This is a genomic window from Sphaerisporangium sp. NPDC005288 (genome assembly GCF_040607475.1).
Taxonomy (GTDB): Bacteria; Actinomycetota; Actinomycetes; order Streptosporangiales; family Streptosporangiaceae; genus Sphaerisporangium; species Sphaerisporangium rhizosphaerae.
Genome location: NZ_JBEXGT010000044.1, coordinates 76536 through 84126 on the forward strand (window position 1 = coordinate 76536; position 7591 = coordinate 84126).

A 7591-nucleotide genomic window follows, 5' to 3' on the forward strand; every position below is an offset into this window, starting at 1 on the left:
ATCGCCATGACGACCGCCGACACGGCTGTGATCATCCCGAGCACGGATCGAAGCATCATGCCCGGCAAAGTAGCCCAAAATGATCTATTTCGTCCATGTTCGCAGGACGGCGCGACCGCCCCCGCGCACCGCGCCGGCTTGCTGAGCCCGGACCGAGGCTTTGGGCTATACGGGATGACCGCCCAGATTCGCTTCATCTAGCGTGGGTCTCAGGTAAGACGTCGTCTCGACATCTTCCCGGGAACCGACACGGCGCTCCGTCAGCCCGAGCAACCCGCCGGGCGCAACGCAGGACACGGAGTGATCTCTCATGCTCAAGCATGCTCTGGCCGCCGGCGCCGTGGTGGCCACCACCCTCATCGGCCCGGCCGCGATGCCCGTCCAGCAGGCGAGCGCGGCCACCACCACGCAGGTCCGGCAGGCCACCGTCACGCCGGGAGCGGCGTCCGGCTTAACCGACGACTGCCGGCGCCGGTGGTGCCGCGGCGACTCGCACAGGCGCGACTCCAGCTCCAGCAGTTCGAGCAGCTCCAGCTCCAGTTCCAGCGGTTCCAGCGGTGGCAGGGGCGGCGGTTCGAGCGGGTCCAGCAGCTCCAGTTCCAGCAGCTCGAGCTCCAGCGGCGGCTCGGGCGGCGGCAGAGGCGGCGGGTCCGGTTCCAGCAGTTCGAGCAGTTCGAGCTCGAGCAGCTCCAGCGGCTCCGGCGGCGGCTGGGACGACGGCGGCCGCTGGGGCGGCGGCGGGTCCAGCAGCAGCTCCAGCAGCAGTAGCAGCAGTTCGAGCAGCGGCTGACGGCGTGCCGCGAACCGGGTAGGGCCGTGCCGCGAGGCGCCCGAGGGCGCGCGGCACGGCCCGCTCCGGTGAACGGGTGCGTGGCATGGCCTGGGGCGGGCCGGGCGTGCCACCTGTGACCTGAGGACCCCCGCCGCCGCGGCGGCGTGACGCCGGGCGTGCCACCTGTGACGTGAGGACCGCGGCCGCCGCGGCGGCGTGACGCCGCAGGGCGCCGGCGCGGGGTCAGGCGGGATCCCAGGTGACCGGCAGGCGGTGCACGCCGTAGATGAGCATGTCGGTGCGCAGCGGCACCTCCTCGGGAGGGACGGCCAGGCGCAGCCCGGGGAACCGGTCGAACAGCGCGCGCAGGCCGACCCGCATCTCCACGCGGGCGAGCTGCTGTCCGAGGCACTGGTGGACGCCGTGGCCGAACGCCACATGCCCCGCCGTCACCCGGTGCAGGTCCAGGGTGTCCGGGTCGGGGAAGTGTGCGGGGTCGCGGTTGGCCGCCGGCACCGAGACGGTCACCGACTGGCCGGCCTTGACCAGCCGTCCCCCCAGCTCGACGTCCTCCAGCGCGGTCCGCACCGTGACCGGGATGATGCTCAGGTAGCGCAGCAGCTCCTCCACGGCCTGGTCGCCCAGGCCCGGGTCGGCGCGCAGGGCCGCGAGCCGGTCGGGGTGGCTCATCAGCGCCCAGGCGCCGAGCGCGATCATGTTGGCGGTCGTCTCGAACCCGGCGCCCATCAGGGTGCCGCCGATGTTCGCCAGCTCCTCGTCGGTCAGGTCGCCGCTCGCGGCCAGGCCGCCGAGCAGGTCGTCGGTCGGATCGGCGCGCTTGGCCCGCACCAGGTCGCCCATGAACTCCTGGATCGCCGTGTAGGCGGCCATCTTTCGCTCGGGCGTGGCGTCCAGGCTGAGCAGCAGGGTCATGTCGCGCTGGAAGCGGCCTCGCTCGGCGACCGGGACGCCGAGCAGCTCGCAGATGACCAGGCCGGGGATGGGCAGCGCGAACGCCTCCACCAGGTCGACCGGGGGGCCGTGGCGTTCCATAGCCTCCAGGTGCTCGGCGGTGATCGCCTCGATGCGCCCGGTGAGGCCGCGCATCCGCCGCACGGTGAACTGGCCGGTGAGCAGGTGGCGGTAGCGGGTGTGCTCGGGCGGGTCCATCGCGGTGAACTGTCCCGGGGGCGCCGACGGGGGCCTTTGGCCGACACCGGCCCCCGGCAGCGGGATGTGCGTCAGCTCGGAGCGATGGCTGAAGCGCGGGTCGGCCAGGACGGCGCGCACCAGGGCGTGGCCGGTCACCAGCCAGCCGACGTGGCCGTCGGGATAGGCCATCGGGCTGATGGGGTGCTCGGCGCGCAGCCGGGCGAGTTCTTCGGGCGGGTCGAACGGGCGACCGGCGTGCCGGGCCATCGGGAGCGGGGCCGGGGGAGGGGTCGGGGACATCGCGATCCTTTCGCGGGCGCTTGCCGGCCTTCCGGGACGGAGGCCGGACCTCCTGCCGGTTTCCATGTAACACCATCAAATATAAAGATACAACTGATGTAAAAATAGTAGAGATGTAAGAGCCGCGTGTAGGCTGATCCGCATGGAGGAGACGCGGCGCGAGCGCAAGAAGCGCATGACCCGGCAGCTGATCGCCGAGACGGCGCTCAGGCTCTTCGCCGAACAGGGCTACGAGCAGACCACCGTTGCGCAGATCACCTCCGCGGCGGACGTGGCCACCAAGACGTTCTTCAACTACTTCCCGAGCAAGGAGGACGTGCTGTTCGCCCACACCGAGCGGCACTCCCGCGTCCTGCTCGACACCCTGGCGGCCCGGCGGGAGGGCGAGAGCATCCCCGACCTGCTGGCGCGCGTCTACGAGGAGACCATCGCCCGGTACGTGGCCGAGGACCCCCCGATGGAGCGCGAGCGCGAGCTGTCGCAGGCGTACGCCCACATGATCATGACGGTGCCCGCACTCCAGGCCAAGGCGCTGCATCTGATGCTCGACCTGCAGCGCCGCATCGCCGAGGAGCTGCTGAAGGCATTCCCGGGCGAGCTCGACCCGGTGAGCGCGGGGGCGGTGGTCGGCGCCATGATGGGCGCCGTCCAGGGCGCCGGCCTCGCGGGCGCCGCGATCGGCCGTTCGCAGGCGGAGGTGCTGGACGCGCTACGGCGCGGCATCGAGGTCGCCATGGCCGGCGTGCGCTCGTTCGGCTGAGCGCACCCGCCGCGTCCCCGTACCCGCCGCGTTCCCGCGACGCCGCGGGGCGTTCGTCGCGTGTCCCGGCGTGCCGCGCCGGCGAAATGCTCACCACGTGCCGCGACGAGCGGTGAGCATAAGGTAACGGCGGCGTCGATTGACCGGGCGGTCAATCAGGACGATGGTCGAGGTCCACGACACCTTTGAGGACGAAAGGCACCGAGATGGATCTGTCCAGAGCATGGCCGGACCTCGTGGCGTTCCTCGCGGGCGCGGCCGCGGTCCTGGCGCCCTTCTTCTGGGCGGGCGGCGCCTCCAACGCCGCCCAGCCCCTGCTCGTGCTCGGCGCGCTGCTGCTGGTCTCGGCGCTGTGGGCGCTGCTCGGAGCCGGCGGCGCGAGCTCCTGGGTGACCGCCGCGTTCGGCGCCCTGCTCGTGGTGTCCCCGTGGGCGTTCGACTTCGACGGCTCGGCCGCCGCGGCCTGGACGGCATGGATCGCGGGCGCCGCGACGGTTATCGTCACACTGTGGACGGCCAGCCAGATCCGCGGCCGCGCCCGGGTGAACGCGTGATCGTACCCTCCGTGTGGTCCCGCACCGCCCGCCGGCGGTCCGGGGCCCCCGGAGGGGAGCCCGACGCGCGCACGCGCATCCTCGACGCGGCCGAGGGGCTGTTCGCCGCCGGAGGCTACGAGGCCACCGCCACCGCCGAGATCGCCAAGCGGGCCGCGGTGCCCAAGGGCCTGGTCTTCCACTACTTCCCGCGCAAGATCGACGTGCTGGTGGCGCTGGTCGACGAGCGCACCGGCATCGAAGAGCTCGGCGACCGGCCCGCCGAGGACGTCCCCGGCGACCCGGCCCGCGCGCTGGCCGGGCTGGCCCGCCGGGTGCCGCTGCGCGCCTCGCCGGCGATGCGGCGCATCCTGTTCCGCGAGGCCGACACCCACACCTCGGTGCGCGAGCGGCTCAGGCATCTCAACGCCGAGATCATCCGCCGCGCCGGCTTCGCGCTGGAGCTGACCCTGCCGGGCGGCCGCGGCGACGCCGCCCGGCTGGAGGCCGCGGCGGCGACGTTCGCCGCCGTGCTGCTCTACCAGGAGAACCTCTGCCTGCTGACCGGCCATCACATCGATCCCGACATGGTGGCCGATCTCATCGTCAGGGCTCTCACCTGACGCCTACGTGAGCCCGGTGGGGACGGCCGGCGGTCAGCGGGCCGGGGAAGCGCCGGAGGCGGAGGAAGCGCCGGAGGTGGAGGAGGCGGCGGGAACGGGCGGCAGGTGGTGCAGCGCCCGGACCAAGGGGGCCAGTTCGGGAAGGGCGCCGGCCTCCGCGAGGGCCCTGGCGAGGACGGCGTCGTGCGCCGGGCGCGCCTCGCCCAGCAGCGCCACCCCCGCCGAAGTCAGCTCGGTGTAGATGCCGCGGCGGTCGTCCTGGCACAGCACGCGCGTCAGCAGTCCGCGGTCCTCCAGCCGGTTGACCAGCCGTGTGGTGGCGCTGCTGGACAGCGCCGCCGCCCGGGCGAGCTGCTGCATGCGCATGTGCCAGCCGTCCTGCCGCGACAGGGCGTCGAGCACGGTGTACTCGACCACCGACAGCCCGTGGCCTGCCTGCAGCTCACGTTCGAGGGCGGCCTCGATCAGGCCGTGCAGCGCCGCGAGCGTGCGCCAGCCCTGCGCGCGGACCTCCACGGCGTCGTCGGCGATTCCCATGACCGGTCCCTCCTCAGGCGCGCCGCCAGGCGGCACGGGACGACGCGCGCATTGTACCAAGCACACGGCGAATAGCGGCGTGTGCAAGTTCTCCGGAACGCGCGCGGGACGGCTCGTGCCAGGGCCGTGCGATGGGTGTCGAGGCGCGTGGCCGCCACACGAGAGCCGATCTTCGTGTATCCATGTATCGATCCTCTGTTCGCACACGGGGTCGCCAGGCAGGTGGGTGAGACAGCCGGGGGAGGGACGATCCGCTTCCCCGCGATCGACGCGATCGCCGCCGCGGGCCTCCGGCCGGAGAGCCCCGCGGTCCGGCCGGGGGAGTGGGATGACCGACAGAGCCGTCACGGGCGGGACGCGCGCGCCCGAGCTGAGCGCCGCCGCCGTGAGCGACCGCTTCCGCCTGTTCAACTTCACCCGGCGCGACGACCACCTGGTCTACCTGTGGGTGCTGCGCGCGATGGACGGCCTGAGGGCCGTCCACCAGATGCAGGCCCACCCCGACGACGTCGCCCGCGTGCTCGCCGAGCTGGGCCGCGTGCACGACCAGGTGCCGGCCGCCGAGGAGAACCTCCGCGCCCGCCTGGACGCCCTGGCCGACGACGGCGTCGTCCACCGCCTGGAGGACGCCTCACGGGCGGGCAGTCTGGTCCGTTATCGCAACCGCCAGTCGGTGTACCAGTTCAGCGAGCTCGGCTACCAGGCATTCGCCGCCGTCGAGGAGGTGCTCGCGGCCCGGCCGCAGGACGCCAACCTCTCCCGCCTGGTGTTCTCCGACATCCTGGACGACCTGCGGGCGCTGGCCGCGGCCAACCGCGCCGGCCACGGCGAGCAGATCTGGCGCCGGCTGTCGCGCCTGGACGGCGTCATGGAGGACATGGCACGCCGCTCCGCGCGCTTCCACCTCACCCTCGGCGAGATCACCCGCTCCACCGACGCCTCTCCCGAGACCTTCCTGCGCCACAAGAACACCCTGCTCACGCACATGACCGACTTCATGGCCGAGCTCGACCGCTACCTGCCCCGGCTCGACCGGGCCGTACGCGACGTCGAGCGCACGGGCGTGGCCGCCATGCTGGCCCGGGCCGCCGCGGCCGACGAGCGTCCCTTCCTGCACCAGGACGAGCGCCTTTCGGACTGGCGCCGGCGCTGGGCGGTCCTGCGCGCCTGGTTCGCCGCCGACGGCGGCGAGGCCTCCCGCGCCGCCGAGCTGCGCGCCGCCACCAGGACGGGCGTGTCCGGCGTCATCGCCCTGCTGCGCCAGATCGCCGAGGCACAGCGCGGCGGGGTCAACCGGTCGACCCAGCTACGCCACCTGGCCGAATGGGTGTTCAACGCCCCCGACGAGGGCGCCGCCCACGCCCTGATGGCCGCCGCCTTCAACACGCGCACGGCCCGCCACCTGGGCGGCGCCCACGAGGACGCCGACGACATCTCGGTCCGCTCCACCTGGTGGGACGCGCCCGGGGTCGAGATCTCGGTGCCGCTGTTCCGCAAGGGCAAGGCTCCCGCGCCGGGCGTCCCGCAGCCGGCGCGCGGAAGGGCCGGCATCCGCGGCGAGCTGCGCCGCCGCCAGGCCTCCCACCGCGCCGCCGAGCGCGAGGCCGCCGGCGGGCTCATCGAGGCGGGCGTGCACGACCGCGTCCTGGACGAGGCCGAGACGCGGGTCGTCCTGCGCCTGCTCACCCGCGCGCTGGAGGCCCGCACCATCGTCGCCGGCCGGCTGCGCGACGCCTCCGGCGGCAACGAGGTGCTCACCGTCCGCCTGGTCCCCGCGGCGCGGGGCAGCTCGGTGCGCACCCCGCACGGCGTCCTGCACCTCCCGGGCCTGCGGCTCGAACTGGCCCCCGCCGCGCACGCGAGGGGAGCCCTGCGATGAGCGCCCGCGGCGCCGCGGCCGGCGTCGCACCCGGCGACCTCGGGTCCTACCAGCACGCCGTGCGGCTCGCCCTCACCAACGACCTGATCACCGCCTCCCGTCCGCGCCCCGGCGCGCTGGAGCAGGTCCTGCCGTGGGCCGACCAGCTCACCCGCGACCTGCGCGAGCTGCTCGGCTACACCGTGGTCGCGACCACCCGCCAGGTGCGCGTGGTGCGCCGCCTGGACGCCCTGGACGACACCCAGCGCCACCTGTTCGCCAAGAAGGGCAAGCCGTTCGACCGCCGCCGCCTGGCCTACCTGTGCCTGGTGCTCGCCCTGTTCCAGCGGTCGCGCGTCGAGATCAGCCTGGCCGACCTGGTGCGGGCCTTCGCCCCGGCCGCCGGCGCCATCGAGGGGCTCGGCTTCGACCCGACGCTCGGCGCGCACAAGGCCGCGGTGGTCGACTGCCTCGACTGGCTGGTCGAGCGGGGCGCCCTGCGCATCTCGGACGGCTCGCTGGACTCCTGGGCGCACGACACCGAACGGGGCGACGCGCTGTTCGACATCGACCACGACGTCTGCGCGGTGCTGTTCAAGCCCGCTCGCCCGGTGCAGCACCTCACCAGCGCCGCCGGCCTGCTGGAGGGCGCGGACGGCGGCGCGCGTCCCGGCGAGGCGGCCCGCCGGGCCCGCCGCGCCCTGGTCGAGCACCCGGTCGTCTACTTCGGCGAGCTGGAGCCGGAGGTCGCCGAGGAACTGCGCCGCCCCGCCCTGGCCGCCGATCTCGCGCGGCTCACCGGGCTGGTCGTGGAGCGCCGCGCCGAGGGCGTCATGCTGGCCGACCCCGGCGGCCGCTTCACCGACAAGCCCTTCCCGGGCAGGGGAGGGGCGGTGAACAGGGCGGCCGGGCTGCTGCTGGCCAAGATGGCCGACCTGCTGGAGGATCCCGCCGAGCGGGCGGCGCTGCACTTCGCCGAGCCGCCCGCGCGGGCCGCCGACCTCGGGGGCCTCGGCGCCCTTGGCGGCCATGCGCAGCACCTGCAGCTCGCGTTCC

The 7591-nt window shown here is 73.9% G+C and carries 8 protein-coding genes; 5 read left to right on the forward strand and 3 right to left on the reverse strand.

All coding sequences use genetic code 11. The features are described 5' to 3' along the window. Nucleotides 1–165 precede the first annotated feature (165 nt). Together ABZU32_RS32575 and ABZU32_RS32580 are read right to left on the reverse strand one after the other, a co-directional pair. Nucleotides 166–903, reverse strand: a complete 738-nt coding sequence (locus ABZU32_RS32575; protein WP_354928243.1) for a hypothetical protein — start codon at nt 901–903, stop codon at nt 166–168. A 112-nt stretch (nt 904–1015) separates the two neighbouring features. Continuing rightward, nucleotides 1016–2224: a cytochrome P450 gene (locus tag ABZU32_RS32580; RefSeq protein WP_354928246.1), complete on the reverse strand. Its 1209-nt coding sequence runs from the start codon at nt 2222–2224 to the stop codon at nt 1016–1018. 142 nt (nt 2225–2366) lie between these two features. On the opposite strand from ABZU32_RS32580, the gene ABZU32_RS32585 reads away from it, so the two are divergent. The 3 genes from ABZU32_RS32585 to ABZU32_RS32595 all read left to right on the forward strand — a co-directional run bounded on the left by ABZU32_RS32585 (nt 2367) and on the right by ABZU32_RS32595 (nt 4140). After that, nucleotides 2367–2984 (forward strand): TetR family transcriptional regulator, encoded by a 618-nt coding sequence (locus ABZU32_RS32585; protein ID WP_354928250.1) that lies wholly within the window; start codon nt 2367–2369, stop codon nt 2982–2984. A gap of 206 nt (nt 2985–3190) precedes the next feature. Beyond that, nucleotides 3191–3538, forward strand: coding sequence for an SPW repeat protein (locus ABZU32_RS32590; protein ID WP_354835541.1), 348 nt, complete (start codon nt 3191–3193; stop codon nt 3536–3538). Further along, entirely contained in the window at nt 3535–4140 is a 606-nt protein-coding gene (locus tag ABZU32_RS32595; protein ID WP_354928252.1) for a helix-turn-helix domain-containing protein, read from the forward strand. Before ABZU32_RS32590 ends, ABZU32_RS32595 begins: the two co-directional genes overlap by 4 nt. 33 nt (nt 4141–4173) lie before the next feature. Here the strand turns inward: ABZU32_RS32595 and ABZU32_RS32600 are convergent, their stop codons facing one another. Then, complete coding sequence (locus ABZU32_RS32600) at nt 4174–4677, reverse strand: MarR family transcriptional regulator (protein ID WP_354928255.1); 504 nt, start codon at nt 4675–4677, stop codon at nt 4174–4176. A 328-nt stretch (nt 4678–5005) separates the two neighbouring features. On the opposite strand from ABZU32_RS32600, the gene ABZU32_RS32605 reads away from it, so the two are divergent. Further along, a complete protein-coding gene (locus ABZU32_RS32605) occupies nt 5006–6556 on the forward strand; it encodes a TIGR02677 family protein (RefSeq protein WP_354928258.1) in 1551 nt (516 codons plus the stop codon). Further along, nucleotides 6553–7591, forward strand: a 1039-nt coding sequence (locus ABZU32_RS32610) for a DUF2398 family protein (protein WP_354928261.1), incomplete at its 3' end; no start/stop codon positions are given. The genes ABZU32_RS32605 and ABZU32_RS32610, both read left to right, overlap by 4 nt.